The following is a 23,866-nucleotide window of genomic DNA, read 5'->3' as shown; positions in this document are numbered from 1 at the left end:
CTCGAGGTGTGGCGCCAACATTGGTCCACGAACTCTCGCTGCGAACCGATAACGTCCGCTACTTGGCTGCAGTGGATGAGGTGGGACGAGGCGCGTTGGCCGGACCGGTCAGTGTAGGAATTGTGGTTATTGATCTGCATAATCCGCCTGAGCTTCTGGCCGAGGTCCGGGACAGCAAACTTCTTTCTGCGGTCCGGCGTGAATCGCTAGTAGCCGAAATTAATGACTGGGCTGTGGGTTCAGCGGTGGGCCATGCAAGCGCTGCTGAAATAGACCGACTAGGCATTGTTCCTGCACTTCGACTGTCCGGAATGCGTGCACTGCGCAGACTCAGCGGGGATCTAGTGGTGCCGGACGTCGTCCTACTCGACGGCAGCCACGATTGGTTCAGCACACCAGAAACAACGCTCTTTAGCATTGACCCCGCGCCGAACGATGCTGATCTTTGGGCCGAACTAGGCGCTGTCACGGCACCCGTTCACACACTGGTGAAAGCTGACATGACGTGCCTGAGTGTGGCGGCGGCTAGCGTCCTTGCCAAGGTAGAGCGAGACGGGCTAATGGCACAATTGCATGGAGAATTGCCAGCTTATGGTTGGGAAGGAAACAAGGGCTATGGGACGGCTGCACACCGGGATGCCATCCGCGAACACGGTGCTACTGACTACCACCGGAAGACTTGGCGTTTGCTCTGAGATGCACAGCCCGGTCCAGTGGGGCAAGATGGATTCATGAGCGCCGAAGATCTTGAAAACTACGAAACCGACATGGAGCTTCAGCTCTACCGCGAATACCGGGATGTTGTGGGGCTTTTTAGCTACGTAGTGGAGACCGAACGGCGTTTTTACCTCGCAAACCACGTTGATCTTCAAGCCCGTAGCGCCGATGGCGAAGTGTATTTTGACCTGACGCTGCAAGACGCTTGGGTGTGGGATGTTTACCGGTCTGCACGTTTTGTAAAAAACGTCCGCGTTATCACCTTTAAAGACGTCAACGTTGAAGAGTTGCCGCGCAACGAGGAGCTTCAAGTTCCTAAGGACGGCGATCTGGGTAACTAAACCCAGTAACTAAAAGCAGCCGCTGGTTGTCCGACACACTGCTCCTCCACAAGTACTGATTTGGCCAAGTTACCCACATAGCGCACTTTGGCTCTCCCACCGTCTGGGCTTCCCCGCGAAGCTAATGGCGGAGGTACATCATGAGAGCAAAAGACATTTTGGGGCAACGCGGCGAAGAGATCGCAGCAAGCTACCTAGAACAACACGGAATTCGGGTCATCGATCAAAACTGGCGATGCCCGGCCGGCGAGATCGACATTGTGGCAGTGGACGGGGACACCCTGGTTATTGCCGAGGTCAAGACCCGCCGCAACTTGGATTACGGCCATCCATTCGAAGCCGTCACACCCGCCAAGCTGGCACGGCTGCACCGCTTGGCACGGGAATGGGCGCATTCCAATGCGCTCCATCTGCCGTTGAGACGCTTGGACGCCATCGCCGTGATGGATGACGGTGAATCGGACCCCATCATTGAACACCTCAAAGGGGTGGGCTAGATGACCTTGGGCCGCGCCTTCTCGGTAGCGCTCGTAGGTCTGAATGGGTACCTCGTTGAGGTGGAAGCTGACATCGGCCAAACACTTCCCCAATTCGTGGTCCTGGGCCTGCCCGACGCTTCTCTCAACGAGGCTCGGGAACGAATCCGCTCCGCAGCCCACAACTCTGGAATTCCCCTGAGCAGACGCAAAATTACCGTCAACCTCATCCCAGCGTCTCTGCCTAAACGCGGATCTGGATTCGATCTCGCAATTACCATGGCCGCGCTTCGAGCGGCCGGGGACATCCGCGCCATTGACGGCACGGTGTTTATTGCCGAACTGGGATTGGACGGACGGCTGCGACCAGTCCGCGGGATTCTGCCAGCAGTGATGGCGGCAGTGAAGGCCGGTCATCCCAACGTAGTGGTGGCTGACGCGAACGCTGACGAGGCTGCGCTGGTGCCCGGTGCGAATGTCCTGAGCTACCCTACGTTGGCACGCTTGGCCCTGGATATGGGCGCTGACCCCAAAGATCTACTTTTGGACTTGCCACCAGAGAGCGACGCCGAGGAAGAGGTCCTCAGTGATGGATCGATGGTAGTTCCAGACATGAGCGACGTAGCTGGCCAGTTCGAAGCGCGGCAGGCCTTGGAGATTGCTGCAGCAGGGGCCCATCACCTTTTGATGATGGGCCCACCCGGTGCCGGAAAAACAATGCTCGCCGAGAGGCTTCCGGGGATCTTGCCGGACCTTCATGACGATGCAGCCATGGAGGTCACAGCAATACATTCACTCGCGGCAGTACCGAGCCGCACTAACGCACTTATTCGGCGCCCGCCCTTTGAGAACCCACACCACACTGCCACCTCCGCGGCCATCATTGGCGGTGGCTCTGGTTTGCCCCGGCCCGGTGCTGCGTCCCGGGCGCATCGAGGTGTGCTCTTTCTCGACGAGGCGCCCGAATATGACCGTAAGGTCCTGGATGCCCTTCGTCAGCCCCTTGAAAGCGGTGAACTAGTCATCCATCGAGCGGCAGGCGCTGCAGCGTACCCGGCACGCTTTCAACTGCTGCTAGCCGCGAACCCTTGCCCGTGTGGAAAGGCCAGTGGTAAGGGCCTCGAATGCAACTGCACCCCGCTGGCCCGTAGGAGGTATTTCGGACGAATGTCTGGTCCACTCTTGGATCGCGTAGACATTCAGCTCCCGGTTGAGCGCTTGTCCTTGGCTGACTTTGGCCAAGCAGGGACCTCCGAATGCAGTGCAGTGGTGGCAGCTCGAGTGCAACAAGCGCGGGACCGCCAGCATGAGCGGTTAGCGCCGTATGGATATGAGACCAATGCGCAGGTTCCAGGCTCGCTCCTGCGTGGAGTGTTCAAGTTGCCCGGCGATGCCACACGAATTCTTGATGCTGCCTTGGAGCGCGGCATTCTCTCGGCCCGCGGCTACGACAGGGTCCTGCGCATTGCCTGGTCCATCGCTGATTTGGATCAGCGGGCCACCCCCACCCCTAATGACGTTGGCCAAGCGCTGAGCCTACGCCAAGCCGAGTCCGCAGCATAAGGAGAAAATCAATGTCCAAAGAACTCGTCCTGGCCCGGGCATCCTTATCCAGGCTGATGGAACCACAAGACGCTGCCGGAATGGCACTAGTACGGGTGGCAGGGCCATGCGTGGCGCTTGAAATTGCAACAGGGAAGAAGCCCAGCGACCCGGGACTGGAAAAAGATGTGGCAATGCTTCTTGATGAGCATAATCATCTATCAGGTTGGCAAGGACTGAGCTCGGCGATCAAACGGTGGGCAGCGAGAGTGCCGGACCTGGCACCAGAACGGGATCTGAACACCATAGAGCGACTCGGGGGCGGTGTGCTGATCCCAGAGGATGAAATCTGGCCCGAACAATTACGCGACCTCGATATCCACGAACCCTTGTGTTTATGGTGGCGCGGAAATCGAGAGCAATTTCCGGATCTGGAAAACACTGTGGCGGTGGTTGGCTCTAGGGACAGCACTAGTTACGGCGCATCAGTGACTGCAGAAATTTCCCACGCTCTGGCCAGCCGGGGTTACTGTGTGGTTTCTGGCGGTGCCTATGGCATCGATGCCCACGCGCACCGTGCGGCGCTCGCAGCTGGGGGATCTGCGCTTCCTACTGTTGCAGTTCTGGCAGGTGGGGTAGACCGCTTTTACCCAGCAGGTAACGAAGACTTACTGCGGGCTATTTCGCGTCAGGGAGCCGTCATAGCGGAGGTTCCTCCTGGCTCGGCACCGACTCGCTATCGCTTTTTACAGCGGAACAGGTTAATAGCGGCCTTATCCGGAGCCACGGTGGTTGTTGAGGCTCGTTGGAGGTCCGGCGCCCTGAACACTGCCCATCATGCGGAGAGCCTTGGCCGGGCAGTGGCTGCAGTACCGGGGTCGGTTCATTCGGCCAACAGCGCGGGGTGTCATCGCTTGATTCGCGACGGCGGCGCAGTGCTGACTACCGACGCTGCCGAAGTGATTGAGCTACTCTCGCCCAGCGGGAGGGACTCTGCCGACCCACAACGGGCGCTGGCACAATCACGAGTTCAAGACGGACTCAGCCTAGAGGACCTGATCATTTTAGATGCCTTGCCCTTGCGTGCCGGAACCAGCATAGAAAAACTCTGCATTGTTGCTGGCCTAGAAGCCACGGGAGTGCGAGCTGGGCTGGGTCGCCTTCAACTGTTGGGGCTTGCCGAAACCAACAACGGGCTTTGGAAGCGAAGCAAAGCGTCCCAATAAAGTCTTCCGGTGGATTGTGGCGGTAACTGAGCGGCGAGGTGGCTTGAAGACAGGGGACGCGCGGAGCAAAGTGGTGGTGTGCCAGAAACTCCAACCGATCCGTACAAACACGTTATTGACGGATTCGGCCGCTACCTTGCTGCCGAGCGCGGCCGTTCAGACCATACCGTCCGTGCCTACCTTTCTGATGTGCAAAGCATGCTCGGCTTCGCAGCTGCTGAGGGAATTTCTGAGCTCAAAGACATCGAGCTGAGCACACTCCGGTCCTGGTTGGGAGAGCAGAACGCTGCAGGCCTTGCTCGCAACACGCTGGCCCGCCGCACAGCTACGGCGCGCAGCTTTTGCCATTGGGCTATGCGCGAAGAACTGATTGAAACGGATCCATCGCTTCGGCTTAAGGCTCCCAAACGCTCCAAGTCGTTGCCCGCCGTGCTGGCTCAAAACCAAGTGGGCCGTCTGATGGAAAACACCCAGCACACGGCTGAGAACGGTGATCCGCTCCCACTGCGCAATGTAGCAATGATTGAACTTCTTTATGCCACAGGCATTCGCGTTGGCGAACTTGCCGGTTTGGACATTGACGATCTGGACGCCGAACGCAGGACCCTTCGTGTGCTGGGTAAAGGCAACAAGGAACGGACCGTGCCCTATGGCGCGCCAGCAGCCCAAGCCGTCCAAGCATGGCTCACCGGCGGCCGCCCCAAACTCGTTATTCAAGGCAGTGGAGCAGCGCTCTTCCTCGGCGCCCGAGGCAAACGCGTTGATCAACGGCAAATCCGCGATGTTGTAGACAAACAACTCACCCAGCTGGGGGACACCAAAGCATCAGGACCCCACGCGCTGCGCCACTCTGCTGCTACCCATCTACTTGACGGCGGGGCCGACCTTCGCGCTGTACAAGAGATCCTAGGCCACAGCAGTCTCGCCACAACGCAGCTCTATACACATGTGTCTGTAGACAGGCTTCGTCAGAGCTACCAACAAGCCCACCCGCGCGCCTAGCGGCAGCCAACGAGCCTGGATAGGCTGAAACTGGCCGCGGGAATACCTGCGCTGTAGTTCCACTGGCGTAATTTGGTGCTGTGGGGCACAATGGTCAAGAGTCTAAAAGATTCAAGCTGAGGTTGAAGCCGCAGCGTTGGACTCAGAACATAATTTCATCTGCCTGGTCCTAAGAGGCTGGAAGAGCAGTTCGTAACACATTCATAGCTGTGCAGGTCGTTGGGGAAGACGTACCTACGGCTATGGAGGATGGAATGTCTGCTGCAATGACACGGGGCGTATTATTTATACACTCAGCCCCAACTGCGCTGTGCCCACACGTTGAATGGGCCATCGGGTCCGTGGTTGATCAACGCACGGATCTCGAATGGACCGCTCAGCCTGCTGCGCCCGGAATGTTTCGCGCCGAACTGTCGTGGGCAGGAGCTCCCGGTACCGGTGCGCAATTGGCCTCCGCGCTTCGCGGCTGGGCCCACCTCCGTTACGAAGTGACCGAAGAACCAAGCGCTGGCGTTGATGGCGCACGCTGGTCTCATACTCCCGAACTTGGCATCTTCCACGCCGTCACAGACGTGCACGGCAACATCATGGTTTCCGAGGACCGCATTCGTTACGCCTACGAGCACGGCGCTGGGGAACCTGCGGCTGTGTACCACGAGCTTTCCTTGGCGCTTGGCGAAGCATGGGATGAAGAACTCGAACCGTTCCGTCACGCAGCTGAAGGCGCACCTGTGCGCTGGCTGCACCAAGTCGGCTAGGCCACCTCAGCCCGGCCAGCTAAACCCTGCCAAAGCTCCATAACTCAGATTGCTAATTACCTCATAGCCGGGGAAAAAGGGAAGGCTCGCACCGCATGGTGCGAGCCTTCCCTTGTGTTCGCTGCTGCCAGCCCTTCATCGGGGCCTACCAGCCAATTACATGCTGCGGACCGCGATGACCGCGTTGTGGCCACCGAAACCGAAGGAGTTGCTCAAAGCCACGATGTCGCCAGCAGGCAGATCGCGCCCTGTAGTGACAACGTTGAGCGGGATTTCAGGATCCTGGTTCTCCAAGTTGATGGTTACCGGCGCCTTGCGCTCGTAGACGGCAAGCGCGGTAAGAACAGCCTCAACAGCACCCGATGCACCCAAAAGGTGGCCCATCTGGGACTTCGTAGCGGAGACCGCAACGTCATCCAGGTGCTTGCCCAATGCATTGCGAAGCGCTGTGTACTCAGGCTTGTCACCCACTGGGGTGGACGTTGCGTGAGCATTAACGTGGACCACGTCTTCAGGCTGGATACGGCCGTCAAACATTGCGGCCTTGAGAGCTCGCGTTGCGCCCAGACCCTCAGGGTCCGGGGCAGTGATGTGGTAGGCGTCAGCTGTAACGGAGGTGCCAGCAAGCTCGCCGTAAATGCGTGCACCGCGGGCCAGGGCGTGCTCTTCGGCTTCGAGGACCAAAGCACCAGCGCCTTCACCCATCACAAAACCATCGCGGTCCCGGTCATAGGGGCGAGACGCGTGCTCAGGATCATCGTTGCGCTTTGAAAGAGCCTGCATTGAAGCGAACGCAGCCATAGGCATGGGGTGAATAGCGGCTTCAGCGCCACCACACATCACAACATCGGCCTTACCCGAACGAATCAAGTCCAGACCCATGTGCATGGCTTCCGTACCGGAAGCACAAGCTGAGACGGGGGTGTGCGCACCTGCGCGTGCACCCAAGTCCAAGCTCACAGCCGCTGCTGCGCCATTGGGCATCAACATGGGGACAGTCATCGGCAGCACACGGCGGGGGCCGCGGTCGCGCAATGTGTCCCAAGCGTCCAAAAGTGTCCACACACCACCGATGCCGGTAGCGAAGGCTACGGCAAGGCGATCGTGATCTACTTCGGTGATTCCAGAGTCTTTCCAGGCTTCGCGAGCGGCGATAACAGCAAACTGAGTGGACGGGTCCATACGCTTGGCTTCAACGCGGCTCAATACCTCTAGTGCCGGCGTCGAACACCGGGCAGCAAAGGTGACGGGAAGTTCGTAGCGGGCCACCCAGTCGTCTTCGAGGGTGTGGGCACCAGAGACGCCTTTAAGGGCGTTCTTCCACATGGTGGGGACGTCTCCGCCGATGGGCGTTGTGACGCCCAGGCCGGTGATGACAACTTTGCGGGCCATGGAATCACTCTCTTGGAGTTTTGTCAGCGTCATAGCGCTGAGCAGTCTTGAAAAATGGTGAGGTAACCGGTCATCACAACCGTTGGGGTGCTGTGATGACCGGTTCCGCGTTACGCCTAGAACAAGCTAAGGCGAAAATTATGCCTGTGCGCCGGAGATGAAGTTAACTGCGTCGCCAACGGTCTTGAGGTTTTTGACCTCTTCGTCCGGGATGCGTACGCCGAACTTCTCTTCTGCGTTGACCACAATGGTCATCATGGAGATGGAGTCGATGTCCAAGTCGTCCGTGAACGACTTGTCCAACTCGACTGCCTCAGGGGCGAGGCCGGTCTCTTCGTTGACGATTTCAGCCAGGCCGGCCAGGATCTCTTCGTTGCTAGCCATGTCGGCTCCTTTTCTTTTGTTGCCGGCAGTCAGTGCCGGAATGTTTCAAACCACTGTTGCGGCTTGTTGGGGTAAAAATCTTTAGGGAAGTCGAATAACTTGAGCGCCGAAAACAAGGCCCGCGCCAAAGCCAATCTGAAGTGACAGCCCGCCGCTGAGCTCGGGGTTTTCCTGCAGCAAGCGGTGCGTTGCAAGGGGGATGGAGGCAGCCGAGGTGTTACCGGCGTCGGCAATGTCCCGGGCCACCACCACTGACTCAGGCAGCTTCAGCTTTTTGACCATCTCATCGATGATGCGCATATTAGCCTGGTGCGGAACAAACGCTGCAAGATCGCTGGCGGTAATGCCTGCGGCGTCCAAGGCCTGCTGCGCAACTTTTGCCATTTCCCATACAGCCCAGCGGAAAACAGTCTGTCCATCTTGACGCAGAGTAGGCCAAACAGTCTGTGCGGCGGCAAGCACTGCCTCATCGTCACTCTGGTCAGAGGTGCGCGCCGTCTCACCAAGGGCGCGGACTTCGTCGAGGGAGTGGGTCATACCGATGGCTGTCCATTTGCTGCCGTCTGAACCCCATACCGAGGGACCAATGCCTGGCTCCTCGGAGGCGCCAACAACAACTGCGCCAGCACCGTCACCCAAAAGGAAAGAAATGGTGCGCTCGTGATTGTCGATCACATCGGAAAGCTTCTCTGCTCCAACTACCAATACGTAGTCGGCAGCGCCGGAGCGAACCAGCGCATCGGCCTGAGCGATCCCGTAGCAATAGCCAGCACAGGCCGCCGAAATGTCGTAGGCAGGGGCCGGAGTGGCTCCCAGTCGATCAGTCAGTGCGGCGGCTGCCGAAGGAGTTGCGTAGGGGTGGGTCACGGTGGAGACGATGACTGCGCCAAGTTGCGAGGCTTCAATGCCAGCTTTAGCTAGGGCCTCACGTGCAGCACCTTCAGCCATATCAATCACACTGACATCGGCGCTAGCGCGGTGACGTGTGATGATGCCGGTCCGTTGGCGGATCCACTCGTCAGAGGAATCAATCCACTGGCAGACGTCGTCGTTGGTGACAATAACGTCCGGACGGTAAGCGCCAATGCCTAAGATGCGAGAGTTCTCGTGAGTCTTGCTCTGCTTCAAAACCGGGGTGCTCATGCCGATGCTCCTTCTGTGCTGACCGGAGAGTCGCTGGCGGTTGAATGATGTCCTGAGCCAGCCGTTGACGCAGCACTAGGATCGCTGGCAAAGAGGGCAAGAGCCTTCTCAAGATCATCAGGAGTTTTGACTGCAACGGTGGGCACACCAGGCATGCCGCGCTTAGCCAAGCCAGCCAAGGTGCCAGCAGGAGCAAGTTCAATCACGCCCGTTACACCCAAGTTAGTGAGCGTCTGCATGCACAGGTCCCAACGCACCGGGCGGGAAACCTGCGCAATAAGGCTGGCCACGGCAGCGTTGCCGTCAGTCACCTCTTGGCCGTCGAAGTTGGAGAGCAGCTTGACGCCGGGATTTTTCGGCTGCAGTGAGGGGCGCAGCGCCTCCAACGCAGCAACGGCAGGCTGCATGTGAGAAGTGTGGAATGCGCCAGCCACCTTGAGCGGAATAACGCGTGCTTTGGCCGGAGGGTTCTCGGCTAGGTATTTGAGCTGTTCAAAGGTTCCTGCTGCAACAGTTTGGCCCGCGCCGTTGACGTTGGCTGCGGTTGCGCCGGATGCTTCGATCGCTGCGAGTACTTCAGCGGGATCACCTCCGACGACGGCGGTCATGCCCGTGGGTGTCACGGCTGCCGCTGTGGCCATGTTGTTGGCACGCTCGCGAACAAACGTCATCGCTTCGCTCTGGGTCAACACTCCAGCAAGTGCCGATGCCGTGATCTCTCCCACCGAGTGACCGGCGAGGACCACGGGCAGGGTGGTGATGTCGACGTCGAAGAGTGCTTGTGCGGTGATCAAACCAGCGGCCACAATCAGCGGTTGTGCCACTGCCGTGTCCTTGATGGTTTCCTCGTCAGAGGTAGTCCCGTGAGCTTTGAGATCAATCTGTGCCGTCTCGCTTAGCGTAGCTAAGTGTTCAGCTACGGAGTCCAGCTCCAACCATGGAGCAAGGAATCCGGGAGTTTGAGAGCCCTGTCCGGGGCAGACGATTGCAAGCACGTAACCAGCTTTCCAAATTGCCGTGTGATTCACCGGTGTTTAGGCACACCAAGCTCACTGGGTCGGTTTGTAGGAAGTCTACAACGAGTTATTAGCTCGAGCGGCTGTTGTGCCTCTCGGGCGTGGCCTTGAGCGGGACAGTCAAACGTCCCATAACCAGCGCAGTTTGTAGGACAAAAGCCTCGCGGGGGAGTAGCGGGTCCCAGCCTGTTACGTCGCAGACCCGTTTGAGCCGGTAGCGCACAGTGTTGGCGTGGACAAACAGTTCACGGGCTGTTGCTTCTAGCGAGTGACCTAGCTCAATGTAGCTTCCTAGAGTCTCAATGAGACCATTGGAGGCTGCCACTAGGGGCCGGTAAATGGTCCGGATGAGTGTCCTTCGGGCGGCATCGTCTCCGGACATAACGCGCTCGGGGAGAAGATCATCCGCTGCTACGGGCCGTGGCGCCGAGGGCCAGGCCTTGGCTGCTGTGAGGGCCGCGAAGGCGGCCTGCGCTGAGATGCTGGCCTCTACCAAGGATGACGCTTCCGGCCCGTAAACTACGGGGCCGGGTGCGAAGAGTTCGCTCAAACGCGCGTAGGAGGTGTCCCGGTCCGTGACGCCACCCAGAATCAATATAAGGCGCTCTCCCTGAATCCCTACCAGGGCGTCTTGGGCAAATCGGCTAGCTGCTCTTCGTAGGTCATTAACGTAGCCGGCGCTGGGTTCGACGGGTGTGTTGCCCACCATCACAGCGAATCGTTCTTGGGCGCGCCAACCCAAAGCGGCAATTCGGGACCGCAATGCGTCAGTGTTTTCACCACGCAAAATGGCATCAACTATCAGGGCCTCTAGCCGGGTGTCCCACGATCCGCGGGTTTCAGCAGCCCGTGCGTAGACGTCGGCGGCGGCGAATGCCACCTCTCGTGAGTACCGTAAAACGGCTTCGCGGAGGGCTGACTGATCAGCCTCCGGGGCCAGCACTGGTACTTGATCTTCCACCACTTCAACAACCACACGAATCAGCTGCAAGGCCTTTTGCAAACTAATGGAGCGGGTTAACTCGGTGGGGGCATTGCCGAACACGTCTGAGAGGATCCACGACGGCGAACTTGGTTTCTCATACCACGTGACAAAGGCGGCTATACCGTTTTGCGCCACGAGGCTCAGGGCTGAGCGTTCGTCAGAACTGAGCCTGACGTACCACGGCAGTGAGTGCTCAAGCTGGCGCATGGTGGTAGTTGAGAGTTGTCCAATGCTCGCGTTGAGCTTTTTGAGAGTTTCAGCCTTTTCCGGTGTCATTTTGAGGGACTTAGTCTGTGCTGTGGTTCCGGTGCTGCTCTGTGCCATACAACGAGCATACGTTTATCGGTGACGAAGCTCCATTTGTATAAACGCTACAACTCGATGCCGTCTAGATCACAGTGGTTAGGCGTCTGGGGAAGTCAAAGTTGTCTGGACTCTACAGCCGCAGCCGCAGCGGCTGGTGGCAGGGTGGTGTTCTTGTCTTGGCGTGAGGTGGACCTTTAGCAAGTACCTCAAACAACGACGGCGCCCCTCACCAAATGGTGAGGGGCGCCGTCGTACGTGGAACGGTACGTCCAGTGTTTAGGAGTCGCCGCCTGCGTTACCGGTGGTACCAGCGTTGACATCCAAGAGACGGTACTTCTCGATGGCCTGGGCAGGTGCCTGAGCGTCAACCTCACCGCGGCGAGCCAGCATCTCCAGAGCACGAACCACTACCGAGTGAGTGTCGTTCTTGAAGAATCGGCGAGCAGCAGCACGGGTGTCAGAGAAACCAAAGCCGTCAGCACCCAAGGAAGCGAACTCGTTAGGCAAGAACTGACGGATCTGGTCCGGCACAGCCTTCATGTAGTCGCTCACGGCAACGATCGGGCCAGTGGCACCGGCCATCTGCTGAGCAACAAACGGAACACGAGCAGGCTGACCTGGGTTGAGGAATGCTTCTTCCTCAGCGGCCAGACCGTCGCGGCGCAGTTCGTTCCAAGAGGTCACGGACCAAACGTCGGCAGATACTCCCCAGTCTTCGGCGAGAATTCGCTGAGCATCCAGAGCCCAAGGAACAGAAACGCCGGAGGCAAGGATCTGCGTGCGCGGACCGTCGATCTTGGCCGGAGCCAAGAGGTAGATACCCTTGCGGACACCTTCCTCATCCAAGTCTTCCGGGAGGGCAGGCTGGAGGATCGGCTCGTTGTAAACCGTGATGTAGTACATCAGGTTGCGGTCCGCGGAGTCCGGACCGTACATACGCTCAAGACCATCACGGACGATGATGCCGATTTCGTAGCCATAGGCGGGGTCATAGCTGACCACTGCCGGGTTGGTGCTGGCCAAAAGCGGTGAGTGACCATCAGCGTGCTGCAAACCTTCACCCGTAAGGGTGGTGCGGCCAGCAGTTGCTCCGATGATAAAGCCACGGGTCATCTGGTCAGCAGCAGCCCAGAACGAATCGCCTGTGCGCTGGAAACCAAACATCGAGTAAAACACGTAGACCGGAATCAGCGCCTCGCCGTGGGTGGCGTAGGAGGTGCCAGCAGCGGTGAATGCTGCAACCGAGCCAGCCTCGTTGATACCGGCGTGGACGATCTGACCGGAGATGGATTCCTTGTAAGCCAAAACGAGGTCGCGGTCAACGGACAAGTAGTTCTGGCCGTTGGGGTTGTAGATCTTCGCGGTGGGGAAGAACGCATCAATACCGAAGGTGCGTGCCTCATCCGGGATGATCGGAACAATCCGCTTGCCGAATTCCTTGTCACGCATCAAGTCCTTGAGCAAACGCACAAAGGCCATGGTGGTGGCTGCAAGCTGCTTGCCGGAACCGCGATTTGCTACCTCGTAGGCCTTGGCCCCGGGCAAAACAACCTCGCTGTGCTTGTTGCGGCGCTCAGGTACGTAACCGCCCAATTCGGCGCGACGCTCTTGGAGGTACTTGATCTCCGGAGCATCGTTACCTGGGTGGTAGTACGGAGGCTGGTATGGGTCAGCTTCAAGCTGCTCGTCCGTGATCGGGATACGCAAGTGATCGCGGAAGTCCTTCAGATCCTGAAGCGTGAGCTTCTTCATCTGGTGGGTTGCGTTACGGCCTTCGAAGTGAGTTCCCAGACCGTAGCCCTTGACCGTCTTGGCCAGGATGACGGTGGGCTTGCCCTTGAATTCCGTAGCTGCCTTGTAGGCCGCGTAGACCTTGCGGTAGTCGTGACCACCGCGCTTGAGGCCCCAGATCTGATCGTCAGTGAGATCAGCGACGAGTTCCTTGGTCTGCGGCGTTTTGCCGAAGAAGTGCTCACGTACAAAGCCACCGGACTCGGCCTTGTACGTCTGGTAATCACCGTCAACCGTGGTGTTCATGATGTCTACCAAGGCGCCGTCTTTGTCCTTGGCCAAGAGGTCGTCCCACTCTCGACCCCAAACAACCTTGATGACGTTCCAGCCGGCACCACGGAAGAAAGCTTCGAGTTCCTGCATGATCTTGCCGTTACCGCGGACGGGGCCGTCAAGGCGCTGCAGGTTGCAGTTGATAACGAAGTTCAGGTTGTCCAACTTGTCATTCGCGGCCAGCTGAAGGAGGCCACGTGACTCAGGCTCATCCATTTCGCCGTCGCCCAAGAACGCCCAAACCTGCTGGTCTGAGGTGTCCTTGATACCGCGGTTATGCAGGTAACGGTTGGACTGAGCCTGGTAGATCGCGTTCATGGGACCGATACCCATGGACACTGTGGGGAATTCCCAGAACTCCGGCATGAGGCGCGGGTGCGGGTAGGAGGAAAGTGCGTGACCTTCCTTGGACTTCTCCTGACGGAAACCGTCGAGGTCTTCTTCGCTCAGGCGGCCTTCCATAAAGGCACGGGCGTACATACCGGGGGAGGCGTGACCCTGGAAGAACACCTGGTCACCACCGCCCGGGTGGTCCTTGCCGCGGAAGAAGTGGTTAAAACCAACCTCATACAAGGTGGCGGCACCGGCGTAGGTGGAGATGTGTCCACCCACTCCAATGTTGGGACGCTGGGAGCGGTGCACCATGATGGCTGCGTTCCAGCGCATGTAAGCGCGGTAGCGGCGCTCAAATTCTTCGTTTCCGGGGAACTTTGCTTCCTGATCCGCCGGGATGGTGTTCACATAATCAGTGGTAGTCACCATCGGCACGCCCACAGACTGGGCGCCTGCACGCTGGAGCAAGCTACGCATAATGTACTGGGCGCGTTCTGTGCCCTGTTCCTGAATCAGAGTATCCAGGGACTCAATCCATTCGGCGGTCTCTTCTGGATCCCGATCAGGCAGCTGGTTAGTCAACCCGCTGAGGATGTCTGAGGTATCTTCTCCTGCAGCCACGTCCAACCTCTCTTTGTGCGCCGTCCAGGCCGGCAACGATGGTTGCGGTGCTGCTGGCGCCATTGGCTATATTCACCCCGGTCAGGTGAACCGGGAGGTCTTGTGCAACGAGTCGTTTAGCCCTCAAACCGTTATTGCAGCCCGGTGGCAGAATCGTTCCACAGTTACTCTAGCCCGGTAGACGTTTAGTTGCGTAGCTGTGACAAAGGAACAACCATTTCAACTAACTCGTAGACCCTCGGCGCTCTAGTGTGGCAAAACCGGATCGCCCTAACTTTAGGGCGTGGCGGGGCAGGGGAGCTTGAAGCTACCCCACAATGGGTGTTGGGTAGTAGTAACGCAAATCACCACTTGTCCTGGCCGCTACGGCGCGTCTGTACCCGTCTTGGTCCCGTAGGGAATACTGGTATTTGTATGGAATTTCTGATTTACAGCAGCAGTAAGCAATGAGGAGGAACACGTGAGCGAGGCCGACGCCGGCACAGATGTTAACGTCGCAGGCAAACTTGGTTTCAAGGATGGGGATCTCATCCAAGAGTTTGGTTACGACGAGGACGTTGACTTCGATCTACGTGAGGATATTGAGGACCTCATAGGCTCCGCTCTTCTGGATGAAGACGATCAGGAGATTGTTGACGCAGCTATCCTTTGGTGGCGCGAGAACGACGGTGACCTAGTTGATGCTTTGGTTGACTCGTTGACCACTTTGGGCGAGGACGGTGTTGTGTGGGTTTTGACACCCAAGTCCGGCCGTGACGGTTATGTGACCCCCGCAGAAATCCAAGAAGCCGCACCTACTGCTGGATTGCACTGCACCTCGAGCGTGGCAGTCTCTCAGGACTGGAGCGCCACGCGTCTGGTCTTTAGGAAGAAGAAGTAGTGCCCACGGAGGCACAATCTCCTGCTAGCCGCGATTTCTCCAAGGCGCCCGCGGTCGGTGAAGTGGCACCAGACTTCGAGCTGGTGAACCAATTTGGCGAACCGGTTCGCTTGTCAGCGCTGCGCGGGGCGCCCGTCGTCGTTGTTTTTTATCCTTTTGCTTTTTCTGGAATCTGCACGGGTGAACTGTGTGAGATTCGGGACAATCTGAGCATCTTTAATGACAGCGAGGCCACCGTCCTAGCCATTTCTGTGGACAGCAAGTTCGCGGCCCGCGCTTACGCCGAAGCCCAAGGCTTCGACTTCCAGCTGCTCGCTGACTTTTGGCCCCATGGGGCCGTTGCGGACCTCTACGGAGTGTTCGACGACGAAAGCGGCATGGCGGTCCGTGGCAGTTTTGTCATCGACGCCGAAGGAGTGATCCGCTACGTGGTCATCAAGCCTCGTGGGGAAGCGCGTGACTTTTCCCAGTACCGTGCGGCGCTCGCTGAACTGGGCTAAGGCCTACAGTCGTGACAGTTCTGGCAAACGCTGAGCAAGAGCGCTCGCTGCTAGAGCAGCTAGCGGGACGCAGATTTGTCCTCCTGACGGGCGCTGGGCTCAGCACAGATTCTGGAATTCCGGATTATCGCGGGCCTAACGCACAGCCGCGCTCACCCATCACCTATCAAGAGTTTGTTGCCGTCCCGGCGCAACGGCAACGTTATTGGGCGCGCAATCATTTGGGGTGGGGTCATTTGCGCCACGCTGAACCCAACTCTGGGCACCGGGCCGTAGCGCGGCTAGAACGCTTAGCCCTCTTGGGTGGCGTTATTACACAGAACGTGGACCGCCTGCATCAAGGTGCCGGCAGTGAGAATGTGGTGGACCTTCATGGCCGCTACGATCAGGTGGTTTGCCTGAACTGCCGCAGATTATTCTCCCGAAACACCGTGGCAGAGTTACTCGAGGCACTCAACCCGGGATTCGAAGCGGAAGCACAAGCTCGCGGCGCTGGGGCTATTGCTCCGGATGCGGATGCTGAGCTTGAGGACCGGGAGCTACTTGAGTCCTTTGTGATTGCTCACTGCCCGGTGTGTTCCGGCATGCTCAAACCTGACTTTGTATTTTTTGGTGAGAGTGTGCCTAAACAGCGAGTTCAACGCGCCGCGGACATGGTAGATGCGGCACAGGCGCTGCTTGTTGCTGGTTCCTCTTTGACGGTAATGAGTGGGCTTCGTTTTGTGAAGCAAGCGGCCAAGGAAAACAAGCCGGTAGTAATCCTCAATCGAGGGGAAACCAGAGGCGATTCGCTGGCCACGCTCAAGTTGGATGTTGGTACAAGTGAGGCCCTGGAATGGCTCGCCGACACGCTCGGAGACCTCGATTCGCCAAGTGGGTCTACTTTCAGGTAAAGTAATTGTTCGTTGCTTGGGGCGGGAAAACGCACTAAACATCAAGGGTCTTTAGCTCAGCTGGTAGAGCGCCACGTTTACACCGTGGATGTCATCGGTTCGATCCCGGTAGGACCCACCAAGATAAACCCCGTAGTTTCAAGGCTTTAGAGCCTGAAGCTGCGGGGTTTTTTCTTTTCCTCTCAGCGTTCCCAACTACGCGCTTAAATGTCGTAGCCTCCTTCTAGTCTCGGGGACATGGGATACGCAGTGGTGCACACCGATAGCAACGGAAAACCTCACACCCTTGTTCTGGAGCAGCGCGAGTGGTTGGTGCAGGAGGAACCGGTGCGTTGGTTTGAGCGGGTTAATTGGTGGGAACAGAGCCGGCGGATGCCGCGAGGGCTGAGCCGGATGGATGTTGAGGTGTGGCAATTGCAGATCCGTCTGGGACGCAACAATAACTCGGCTCTTCGTACGGTGGAGTTAGAACGTGATCAGCTCGGCGGAAGCTGGCATGTGCGGCCCGAGTTGGACCGCAGCGAACGGCACGGAAGTCAGCGCAACAAAGAGTTGGCAGCGTAGGGTTAGTCACTTTTGGTCTGCCAGGCGCCTATGGCTGGCGCTTAAATTGGAAAGGCGCTCGGCCGTGGTTATTGGGGGATACCACGGTCGAGCGCCTGAAAATGAATATACAGTGAACTTTTGCCAAAGGGAAACCGGACGTCCCACCACGTCCAGTCATGTTGCGTTTTATTACAGCTGCCGCCCCGGGCCCGCAGTTGGACCTAAAACTAGGGACCTAGTTCTGCCCGAAGGAACGCGGTTGATCCGCCCAACTCGGGGAGAGCTCGTGCAGAACCTGACGCATAATGCTCTCCGAGGCCGTGCGCGCGGCCTGATAGTCGCCGTTCCAAATCGCTTGGGCTACGTCTACGTGTAGGTGGAGCGCCTGGGAACCTATTTGCTCTGGCATAAGCCCGTGGGACGTCCGGCCACTCAATGTTTCAGCAACCTGGTCCGCCAAACGGGCAAACATCGGGTTGCCGGATGCTGCCAACATCAGCGCGTGAAAACGAATGTCTAGGCTCAAGGCGGCTGCGGCGTCGCCACTCTTGCCCACAGCCAAAAGCTCATCGGCAGTGTCTAACAACTCCTGCTTGAGCTGTTCCGGTGCGTTAGCAGCAGCCAACTCGGCAGCAATGGGTTCCACAGCAGTCCGGAGTTCAGCCAAAGAACGTAGCTGGGCTCCGCGTCCAGCACTCGCCAAACGCCAACGAATCACCAGTGGATCAAAGGGGTTCCAGAACGATGCAGGCAAAACGCGGATGCCCACTCGTTTGATGGTCTCCACTAACCCGGAAGACTGCAGAACCCGCACAGCCTCGCGAATGACGGAACGTGAGACGTTCAGTTCAGTTTCCAGCTGCTCAGCTAACATCACGTGCCCTTCCGGCAGTGAACCGTCCACAATCCGCTGACCGAGGTTTTCGATCGCGCGGTGGTGAAGACTAGTTGCTGCTTTACGAGGCATTAGAGGCAAAGACTTTCGCTTGTGACGGAGGAGAGGTCAACGTTGTGGTTTTTATCCTAGCTGCGAGGCATGGAGCGCCCGGCTAGAAATTCGCTTCCAAAAAAGTAACTTTGCCCGCAAAGTGGTCATTACTTTCCCGTACTGTCCGTCACCCATAGTGTGGAAATACACAAAAATCTGTTTTGACCCTAACAAGCTGCACTAAACCTGCAACGAATCGGAGTGATAGATGTCTGCACACATCGGCGTAACTGGATTGGCCGTCATGGGCGCCAACCTGGCCCGCAATTTGGCCCGCAACGGATTTACCGTAGCTTTGCACAACCGCTCAGTAGAGCGCACGGATGCCTTGCTGGAAAAGCATGGCAGCGAAGGTGACTTTGTTCGCACTGAGTCGCTTCAAGAACTCGTTGACTCGCTCGAGAAGCCTCGTCGCGTGCTGATTATGGTCAAGGCTGGCAAGCCGGTGGACTCCGTTATTGACCAGCTGGTTCCACTCCTGGAGCCCGGTGACATCGTGATCGACGCCGGTAACTCGCACTATGAGGACACTCGCCGCCGTGAGGCCGCCCTCGCAGAGAAGGACCTGCACTTTGTGGGCGTTGGTGTTTCGGGTGGCGAGGAAGGTGCCCTTAACGGCCCGTCCATCATGCCCGGTGGTTCCAAAGAATCCTACGATGCGCTAGGTCCGCTGTTGGAGAAAATCTCGGCCCACGTAGACGGTCAGCCGTGCTGTGCATGGATTGGCACCGACGGCGCAGGCCACTTTGTGAAAATGGTTCACAACGGCATTGAGTACGCCGACATGCAGGTAATTGGTGAAGCCTATGACCTCTTGCGCTCCGGGGCCGGCATTGAGCCGGGCGAACAGTCCAAGATCTTCGCCGAATGGAACAAGGGTGAGCTCGCCTCCTTCTTGATCGAAATCTCCGCCGAAGTTCTGGGTCATGTAGATGCCAAGACCGGCAAGCCCTTTGTTGACGTTGTAGTAGACGCAGCAGGTCAAAAGGGCACCGGCCGTTGGACAGTCATCTCTGCCCTGGAACTTGGCTCACCCACCTCGGGTATCGCCGAATCGGTGTTCGCCCGCGCACTCTCCTCGCAGTCCGAACAGCGCAAGCTGGGCCAAGAACTCTTGGCCGCTGGTCAACTGGACGCAAACGTTCCGGAGACCTTCGTTGATGATGTCCGTCAGGCTCTCTACGCCTCCAAGTTGGTCTCCTACGCCCAAGGCCTAGACATGTTGACCTCGGCTGCCAAAGAATACGGCTGGGATTTGAAGCTGGACCAGATTGCTTCACTGTGGCGCGGTGGCTGCATCATCCGGGCTGAACTCCTCAAGGAAATCACCAACGCCTACGCTGCCGAAGAGAAGCCAGCCAACCTGCTCTTCGCACCGGCCTTTACCAAGGCCATCGCGGATGTACTCCCGGCTTGGCGCCGCGTGGTTTCCACGGCTGTTCAGTTGGGTATTCCGGTTCCGGTCTTCTCGTCGTCGTTGGCTTACTACGACGGCTTGCGCCGTAAGCGCTTGCCGGCCGCTGTAATCCAGGGCCAGCGTGACCTCTTTGGTGCGCACACCTACGGCCGTGTTGATGCTGAAGGCTCCTTCCACACTTTGTGGGGCGAGGACAAGAGCGAGATCAGTGCCGTTGACACTCACTAAGGGCACTGCGTTCTAAGCACTGTCAGTCCGTTAAGACTGTTAGAGGGAGACGTCCAAACCGGGCGTCTCCCTCTATGGTTAAGGCACTATCCCATGACTCCTTAGGAATCTGATGAAAAGCAAAACCGTACTTGTTACCGGCGCATCAACGGGCATTGGATTCGAGGCAGCTAAGGCGTTGAAGCTGCAAGGCTTTAGCGTCTACGCAGGTGCCCGCCGCACCGAACTGATGGCGCCTTTGGCCGAGCTTGGGATCCACGTTTTGTCCTTAGACGTCACTGATGAAGAGTCCGTCTCCGGTGCCATTGCGCAGATTGTGGACGCGGAAGGCGGGATCGACGTTTTGGTCAACAATGCAGGGTACGGAACCTTCGGCTCACTCGAAGAGGTGCCGCTGGACGAGGGGCGGCGTCAATTTGAGGTGAACGTATTTGGGCTGGCCCGTATAACAGCACTCGTTTTGCCCAGCATGCGCAAGGCCGGTCACGGACGGATTATTAACGTTTCGTCCATCGGCGGCAAAATGTATGAACCTCTTGGATCGTGGTACCACGGCACCAAATTCGCCGTTGAAGGCATGTCAGACGCTCTACGTTTAGAGCTCAAACCGCACGGGATTATGGTCTCCATCATTGAGCCAGCAGGCACAGCGAGTGAGTGGGGAAAAATTGCTGCAGCAAGCTTGACCCAAAATTCAGCTGACGGCCCCTACGGCAAACAAGCGAACATAGTTGCTGCAGCCTTGGCTTCAACATCCGGGACGTCCATGTCAACGCCTGCGGCCGTGGTGGCCCAAGCAATCGTGCATGCTGCCACGGCAAACCGCCCCAAAACCCGCTATCCGGTAGGCAAGGGAGCCAAGGCCATATTGTTCCTACGCCAAGTTTTGCCTGACCGGGCTTTTGACTCGCTGTTATGGATGGTGTTTACGCGGCTTGCCCGCGCCAAGCGCTAAATGTAGTAGTACTCGGCCGGGTCCACCGCGGGTTTCCGTTCACGCGTTGCGTCACGGTGCCGGGACGTAGCGGGGATTCCGGTGAGAATGGACTCGGCCGGTGCGTCTTTAACTACGACGGCGTTAGCGCCAATCGCTGAATCGTCACCAATATAGATGGGGCCCAATACTTTGGCGCCGGCACCAATGGTCACCCGATTGCCGATCGTAGGATGACGCTTGACCTTGGCTAGCGATCGGCCGCCCAGGGTAACTCCGTGATAGATCATCACGTCTTCACCGATTTCGGCTGTTTCGCCGATGACCACCCCCATACCGTGGTCAATAAAAAACCGCCGGCCAACGGTGGCGCCAGGGTGGATCTCAATTCCGGTAGTGAAGCGTGCCAGTTGGGACAAAAGCCGAGCGGGGAACCGTAGCGCAGGGTTTTGCCACATGCGATGAGTCAAGCGATGTACCCAAATGGCGTGTAGTCCGGGGTAGGCGAAAAAGTTCTCAAAAGAACCTCGAGCCGCCGGGTCGTGGGACCGGGCGGCGTCGAGATCTTCTTTGAGTCTTGCGAAAAAAGTCACAAGGACCTTTCTACAGCAGAGGAGTCTTGCAGTGCTAAATATTTAGCCTCGGATGTCGTCGAACAAGACTGTTGAAATGTAGCGTTCGCCGAAGTCTGGAACCACTGCAACAATCAGTTTGCCCTTGTTTTCCGGGCGCTTAGCAAGCTCCAAAGCGCCCCAAACTGCCGCGCCAGAAGAGATACCGCCGAGGATACCTTCCTGAGTTCCCAAGGCACGGGCTGTAGCCACGGAGTCTTCAATGGTTGCGTCAAGAACTTCGTCATAGACGTTAGTGTCCAGAACCTCGGGGATGAAGTTAGCGCCCAAACCCTGAATCTTGTGGGGACCCGGGGATCCGCCGTTCAAGATGGGGGAGTCCTTCGGCTCAACGGCAACGATCTGCACGCTGGGCTTGCGTTCTTTGAGGACCTGGCCCACACCGGTGATGGTTCCGCCGGTGCCAACGCCACCAACAAAGATGTCAACGGCACCGTCAGTGTCAGCCCAGATTTCCTCGGCGGTGGTGGTGCGGTGAATCTCAGGGTTGGCCTGGTTGGCGAACTGCTGAGCCCAAACGGAGTTCTCCGTGTTGGCCACAATCTCCTGAGCCTTCTCAACGGCGCCGCGCATACCTTCGGAACCGGGGGTCAAGACAATCTCAGCACCATAGGCACGCAGCATAACGCGACGCTCGGTGGACATGGTCTCAGGCATGGTCAGGACAACCTTGTAACCGCGAGCAGCACCAACAAGAGCCAAAGCAATACCGGTGTTACCGGAAGTTCCTTCAACAATGGTTCCGCCGGGCTTGAGCGCGCCGGACTTCTCGGCGGCATCAACAATCGCCACACCAATACGGTCCTTAACGCTGTTCGCCGGGTTGTAGAACTCAAGCTTGACCGCAACGGTGGCCTCGAGGCCTTCGGTGAGGCGGTTCAGGCGCACGAGGGGAGTGCCGCCGATCAGCTGAGTGACGTCGTCGTAAATCCGTGCCATGAATCTTTGCCTATCTCTTCGGTAGAAATACTGGGGTCAGCTTAGCGATGCTGGCTGGTGAGTGCTAAGCCCGGAGCCATGCAGAGTAATATTTCCGAGCCTTGGCGAGCTTGGGGTTAATGATCACTTGGCAATAGCCCTGCTCGGGGAATTTTGCGAAGTAGTCCTGGTGGATTGCCTCGGCTTCGTACACCACGCCCAGCGGGGTCAACTCAGTGACGATTGGCGCTGACCACAGGGCTTGGTTTCGGTTAATCGCCGCGGCAAAAAGCTCTCGCTGCTCGGGGGAGCTATAAAACATGGCGGACCGGTACTGGGTGCCTACGTCATAGCCCTGGCGATTCAAAGTAGTGGGGTCATGCAGGGCAAAAAACATGTCCAAAATGACGTCCTCAGGAACCTGTTCGGGATCAAAAGTCACAGCCACTACTTCGGCATGACCAGTGGTCCCAGAACACACGCTGTAGTAGTCAGGATTCTCCATGGCGCCGCCCGTATACGCCGAAATTACCGATTGCACGCCTACCGTTTTTTGATACACGGCGTCTAGGCACCAAAAGCAGCCACCAGCCAAAACAAAAGTCTCCATGGTCTTCTTAATGGTTAGAGGGCCCAGAAGATTCCCCAGCGCCCCCAAAGCCACTGAGAAATGCTGCGGAACTGGGAAAATACTGTAGAAATAAGGCTATGGAATCTGTGACCCAGGACCCAGAGCGCGTTACAACGCTCGGCGAAATCCTCTTGGCCGTTGAAGAGCTATGGCCCGAATCTCTGGCCGAGTCGTGGGACAAAGTAGGGCTGGTATCGGGACACCCGGGCCAAGAAATTAAAAAGATTTGCTTCGCCGTTGACCCCACCTCTGCTGTGATCGAAGACGCCATCGCGGCTGGCGCTGACCTACTGATCACTCACCACCCGCTCTTACTTAAAGGCGTGAATTCGGTGGCTGCCGTCAGCGCCAAGGGCCGTGCCGTGCACCGCTTGATTGAGTCTGGAACGGCTCTACTGACGGTCCACACCAACGGTGATGCCGCCGTCGGAGGTGTTTCCGATGTTCTGGCGGATGCGCTTGGCCTCCAAGACGTGGAACCGCTCAGCGCAGCGACCCAAGGACTCCCCGAAGAAGGTATTGGCCGGGTGGGGGACCTTGAGGACCTCATGAGTTTGGGCGATTTTGCTGCAAAGGTTTATGGGCTGCTGCCGGCCGTGGCAGGCGGTGTTCGTGTGGCCGGGGACCGGGACGGGCTGATTCGCCGCGTCGCCTTGTGCGGTGGTGCTGGAGACAGCCTGTTCGACGCCGTTACCGCCTCAGGTGCCGATGTTTACATCACAGCGGACTTGCGTCACCACCCCGCGTCCGAGGCCCGCGAGAACGCCACCAATGATCGGCCGTACCTGATTGACGTCTCGCACTTTGCCTCAGAATGGCTGTGGCTTCCGGTGGCGGCTCAGGCGCTCGAAAACGTATTAACCGATCAGGGCCACAACGTTGAAATTGAAGTCAGCACCACCAATAGCGATCCGTGGGACTTCATTCTGACGCCGGGCTAAACCGAGCAGGTGCGGGAACCGCCCTAGCAGAGCGCAGCAGCTGGGCAGCTCA

Annotated in this window: 24 protein-coding genes and 1 tRNA gene; 15 read left to right on the top strand and 10 right to left on the bottom strand. The window is 58.0% G+C overall.

Annotated features, from left to right (window positions below; all coding sequences use genetic code 11):
• Positions 1 to 8 precede the first annotated feature (8 nt).
• The 7 genes from ACQR35_RS04890 (at position 9) to ACQR35_RS04860 (ending at position 6,062) form a co-directional block, all read left to right on the top strand.
• A complete protein-coding gene (locus ACQR35_RS04890; RefSeq protein WP_430269375.1) occupies positions 9 to 695 on the top strand; it encodes a ribonuclease HII in 687 nt (228 codons plus the stop codon).
• A gap of 36 nt (positions 696 to 731) precedes the next feature.
• Positions 732 to 1,058, top strand: a complete 327-nt coding sequence (locus ACQR35_RS04885; RefSeq protein WP_430268170.1) for a DUF2469 domain-containing protein — start codon at positions 732 to 734, stop codon at positions 1,056 to 1,058.
• Between the two features lie 140 nt (positions 1,059 to 1,198).
• On the top strand, positions 1,199 to 1,555 hold the full coding sequence (locus ACQR35_RS04880; protein ID WP_430268171.1) for a YraN family protein: 357 nt from the start codon (positions 1,199 to 1,201) through the stop codon (positions 1,553 to 1,555).
• Positions 1,556 to 3,097, top strand: coding sequence for a YifB family Mg chelatase-like AAA ATPase (locus ACQR35_RS04875; RefSeq protein ID WP_430268172.1), 1,542 nt, complete (start codon positions 1,556 to 1,558; stop codon positions 3,095 to 3,097).
• A gap of 11 nt (positions 3,098 to 3,108) precedes the next feature.
• Positions 3,109 to 4,302 carry a DNA-processing protein DprA gene (gene dprA, locus ACQR35_RS04870; protein ID WP_430269374.1) on the top strand — a complete coding sequence of 398 codons (1,194 nt, stop codon included), beginning with the start codon at positions 3,109 to 3,111 and terminating at the stop codon, positions 4,300 to 4,302.
• 78 nt (positions 4,303 to 4,380) lie between these two features.
• Positions 4,381 to 5,304, top strand: a complete 924-nt coding sequence (locus ACQR35_RS04865; RefSeq protein WP_430268174.1) for a tyrosine recombinase XerC — start codon at positions 4,381 to 4,383, stop codon at positions 5,302 to 5,304.
• 254 nt (positions 5,305 to 5,558) lie between these two features.
• The gene (locus tag ACQR35_RS04860) at positions 5,559 to 6,062 is read left to right on the top strand and encodes a DUF3145 domain-containing protein (protein WP_430268175.1); all 504 of its coding nucleotides are present in this window, start codon (positions 5,559 to 5,561) and stop codon (positions 6,060 to 6,062) included.
• A 156-nt stretch (positions 6,063 to 6,218) separates the two neighbouring features.
• On the opposite strand, the gene fabF is transcribed toward ACQR35_RS04860, so the two are convergent.
• From fabF to aceE, 6 genes are all read right to left on the bottom strand, one after another.
• A complete protein-coding gene (gene fabF, locus ACQR35_RS04855) occupies positions 6,219 to 7,454 on the bottom strand; it encodes a beta-ketoacyl-ACP synthase II (RefSeq protein WP_430268239.1) in 1,236 nt (411 codons plus the stop codon).
• Between the two features lie 138 nt (positions 7,455 to 7,592).
• On the bottom strand, positions 7,593 to 7,838 hold the full coding sequence (locus ACQR35_RS04850; protein WP_283560914.1) for an acyl carrier protein: 246 nt from the start codon (positions 7,836 to 7,838) through the stop codon (positions 7,593 to 7,595).
• 81 nt (positions 7,839 to 7,919) lie between these two features.
• On the bottom strand, positions 7,920 to 8,981 hold the full coding sequence (locus ACQR35_RS04845) for a beta-ketoacyl-ACP synthase III (protein ID WP_430268176.1): 1,062 nt from the start codon (positions 8,979 to 8,981) through the stop codon (positions 7,920 to 7,922).
• Entirely contained in the window at positions 8,978 to 9,976 is a 999-nt protein-coding gene (locus ACQR35_RS04840) for an ACP S-malonyltransferase (protein WP_430268177.1), read from the bottom strand. Before ACQR35_RS04840 ends, ACQR35_RS04845 begins: the two co-directional genes overlap by 4 nt.
• Before the next feature lie 91 nt (positions 9,977 to 10,067).
• A complete protein-coding gene (locus ACQR35_RS04835; RefSeq protein WP_430268178.1) occupies positions 10,068 to 11,306 on the bottom strand; it encodes a PucR family transcriptional regulator in 1,239 nt (412 codons plus the stop codon).
• Between the two features lie 258 nt (positions 11,307 to 11,564).
• Positions 11,565 to 14,306: a pyruvate dehydrogenase (acetyl-transferring), homodimeric type gene (gene aceE, locus ACQR35_RS04830; protein ID WP_430268179.1), complete on the bottom strand. Its 2,742-nt coding sequence runs from the start codon at positions 14,304 to 14,306 to the stop codon at positions 11,565 to 11,567.
• Between the two features lie 460 nt (positions 14,307 to 14,766).
• Here aceE and ACQR35_RS04825 point away from each other — a divergent pair, with 460 nt between their 5' ends.
• The 5 genes from ACQR35_RS04825 to ACQR35_RS04805 all read left to right on the top strand — a co-directional run bounded on the left by ACQR35_RS04825 (position 14,767) and on the right by ACQR35_RS04805 (position 17,143).
• Positions 14,767 to 15,186 (top strand): DUF3052 domain-containing protein, encoded by a 420-nt coding sequence (locus ACQR35_RS04825; protein ID WP_430268180.1) that lies wholly within the window; start codon positions 14,767 to 14,769, stop codon positions 15,184 to 15,186.
• The gene (locus ACQR35_RS04820) at positions 15,186 to 15,686 is read left to right on the top strand and encodes a peroxiredoxin (RefSeq protein ID WP_430268181.1); all 501 of its coding nucleotides are present in this window, start codon (positions 15,186 to 15,188) and stop codon (positions 15,684 to 15,686) included. The genes ACQR35_RS04825 and ACQR35_RS04820 overlap by 1 nt, the downstream gene beginning before the upstream one ends.
• Positions 15,687 to 15,697: 11 nt before the next feature.
• The gene (locus ACQR35_RS04815; RefSeq protein WP_430268182.1) at positions 15,698 to 16,579 is read left to right on the top strand and encodes an NAD-dependent protein deacetylase; all 882 of its coding nucleotides are present in this window, start codon (positions 15,698 to 15,700) and stop codon (positions 16,577 to 16,579) included.
• A gap of 45 nt (positions 16,580 to 16,624) precedes the next feature.
• A tRNA-Val gene (locus ACQR35_RS04810) sits at positions 16,625 to 16,700 on the top strand.
• 116 nt (positions 16,701 to 16,816) lie between these two features.
• Positions 16,817 to 17,143, top strand: a complete 327-nt coding sequence (locus ACQR35_RS04805; protein ID WP_430268183.1) for a hypothetical protein — start codon at positions 16,817 to 16,819, stop codon at positions 17,141 to 17,143.
• 217 nt (positions 17,144 to 17,360) lie between these two features.
• Here the strand turns inward: ACQR35_RS04805 and ACQR35_RS04800 are convergent, their stop codons facing one another.
• Positions 17,361 to 18,092 (bottom strand): FadR/GntR family transcriptional regulator, encoded by a 732-nt coding sequence (locus ACQR35_RS04800; RefSeq protein ID WP_430269373.1) that lies wholly within the window; start codon positions 18,090 to 18,092, stop codon positions 17,361 to 17,363.
• 229 nt (positions 18,093 to 18,321) lie between these two features.
• Between ACQR35_RS04800 and gndA the strand changes: the two genes are divergently transcribed.
• Together gndA and ACQR35_RS04790 are read left to right on the top strand one after the other, a co-directional pair.
• Positions 18,322 to 19,758 (top strand): NADP-dependent phosphogluconate dehydrogenase, encoded by a 1,437-nt coding sequence (gndA, locus tag ACQR35_RS04795; RefSeq protein ID WP_430269372.1) that lies wholly within the window; start codon positions 18,322 to 18,324, stop codon positions 19,756 to 19,758.
• Positions 19,759 to 19,870: 112 nt separating this feature from the next.
• Entirely contained in the window at positions 19,871 to 20,713 is an 843-nt protein-coding gene (locus ACQR35_RS04790; RefSeq protein WP_430268186.1) for an oxidoreductase, read from the top strand.
• Here the strand turns inward: ACQR35_RS04790 and epsC are convergent.
• The 3 genes from epsC to msrA form a co-directional block, all read right to left on the bottom strand.
• Entirely contained in the window at positions 20,710 to 21,285 is a 576-nt protein-coding gene (epsC, locus tag ACQR35_RS04785) for a serine O-acetyltransferase EpsC (RefSeq protein ID WP_430269371.1), read from the bottom strand. The two genes, ACQR35_RS04790 and epsC, sit on opposite strands and share 4 nt — an antisense overlap.
• A gap of 42 nt (positions 21,286 to 21,327) precedes the next feature.
• A complete protein-coding gene (gene cysK / locus ACQR35_RS04780) occupies positions 21,328 to 22,263 on the bottom strand; it encodes a cysteine synthase A (protein WP_430268188.1) in 936 nt (311 codons plus the stop codon).
• A 64-nt stretch (positions 22,264 to 22,327) separates the two neighbouring features.
• Positions 22,328 to 22,852, bottom strand: coding sequence for a peptide-methionine (S)-S-oxide reductase MsrA (gene msrA, locus ACQR35_RS04775; protein WP_430268240.1), 525 nt, complete (start codon positions 22,850 to 22,852; stop codon positions 22,328 to 22,330).
• Positions 22,853 to 22,950: 98 nt separating this feature from the next.
• On the opposite strand from msrA, the gene ACQR35_RS04770 reads away from it, so the two are divergent.
• The gene (locus tag ACQR35_RS04770; RefSeq protein WP_430268189.1) at positions 22,951 to 23,814 is read left to right on the top strand and encodes a Nif3-like dinuclear metal center hexameric protein; all 864 of its coding nucleotides are present in this window, start codon (positions 22,951 to 22,953) and stop codon (positions 23,812 to 23,814) included.
• Positions 23,815 to 23,866: the final 52 nt, after the last annotated feature.

Source organism: Pseudarthrobacter sp. J1738, from assembly GCF_050490315.1.
GTDB lineage: Bacteria > Actinomycetota > Actinomycetes > Actinomycetales > Micrococcaceae > JBNPEO01.
Note: the sequence above shows the minus strand (reverse complement) of the source record. Positions and strands in the feature narration are given on the sequence as shown.

What these genes read in the sequence shown, in the direction of transcription:
- ACQR35_RS04885 (WP_430268170.1), top strand. Translation starts at nt 732, where the DNA reads ATGAGCGCCGAAGATCTTGAAAACTACGAAACCGACATGGAGCTTCAG.
- ACQR35_RS04880 (WP_430268171.1), top strand. Translation starts at nt 1,199, where the DNA reads ATGAGAGCAAAAGACATTTTGGGGCAACGCGGCGAAGAGATCGCAGCA.
- ACQR35_RS04875 (WP_430268172.1), top strand. Translation starts at nt 1,556, where the DNA reads ATGACCTTGGGCCGCGCCTTCTCGGTAGCGCTCGTAGGTCTGAATGGG.
- dprA (WP_430269374.1), top strand. Translation starts at nt 3,109, where the DNA reads ATGTCCAAAGAACTCGTCCTGGCCCGGGCATCCTTATCCAGGCTGATG.
- ACQR35_RS04860 (WP_430268175.1), top strand. Translation starts at nt 5,559, where the DNA reads ATGTCTGCTGCAATGACACGGGGCGTATTATTTATACACTCAGCCCCA.
- fabF (WP_430268239.1), bottom strand. Translation starts at nt 7,454, where the DNA reads ATGGCCCGCAAAGTTGTCATCACCGGCCTGGGCGTCACAACGCCCATC.
- ACQR35_RS04850 (WP_283560914.1), bottom strand. Translation starts at nt 7,838, where the DNA reads ATGGCTAGCAACGAAGAGATCCTGGCCGGCCTGGCTGAAATCGTCAAC.
- ACQR35_RS04845 (WP_430268176.1), bottom strand. Translation starts at nt 8,981, where the DNA reads ATGAGCACCCCGGTTTTGAAGCAGAGCAAGACTCACGAGAACTCTCGC.
- ACQR35_RS04835 (WP_430268178.1), bottom strand. Translation starts at nt 11,306, where the DNA reads ATGGCACAGAGCAGCACCGGAACCACAGCACAGACTAAGTCCCTCAAA.
- ACQR35_RS04805 (WP_430268183.1), top strand. Translation starts at nt 16,817, where the DNA reads ATGGGATACGCAGTGGTGCACACCGATAGCAACGGAAAACCTCACACC.
- ACQR35_RS04800 (WP_430269373.1), bottom strand. Translation starts at nt 18,092, where the DNA reads ATGCCTCGTAAAGCAGCAACTAGTCTTCACCACCGCGCGATCGAAAAC.
- gndA (WP_430269372.1), top strand. Translation starts at nt 18,322, where the DNA reads ATGTCTGCACACATCGGCGTAACTGGATTGGCCGTCATGGGCGCCAAC.
- ACQR35_RS04790 (WP_430268186.1), top strand. Translation starts at nt 19,871, where the DNA reads ATGAAAAGCAAAACCGTACTTGTTACCGGCGCATCAACGGGCATTGGA.
- cysK (WP_430268188.1), bottom strand. Translation starts at nt 22,263, where the DNA reads ATGGCACGGATTTACGACGACGTCACTCAGCTGATCGGCGGCACTCCC.
- msrA (WP_430268240.1), bottom strand. Translation starts at nt 22,852, where the DNA reads ATGGAGACTTTTGTTTTGGCTGGTGGCTGCTTTTGGTGCCTAGACGCC.
- ACQR35_RS04770 (WP_430268189.1), top strand. Translation starts at nt 22,951, where the DNA reads ATGGAATCTGTGACCCAGGACCCAGAGCGCGTTACAACGCTCGGCGAA.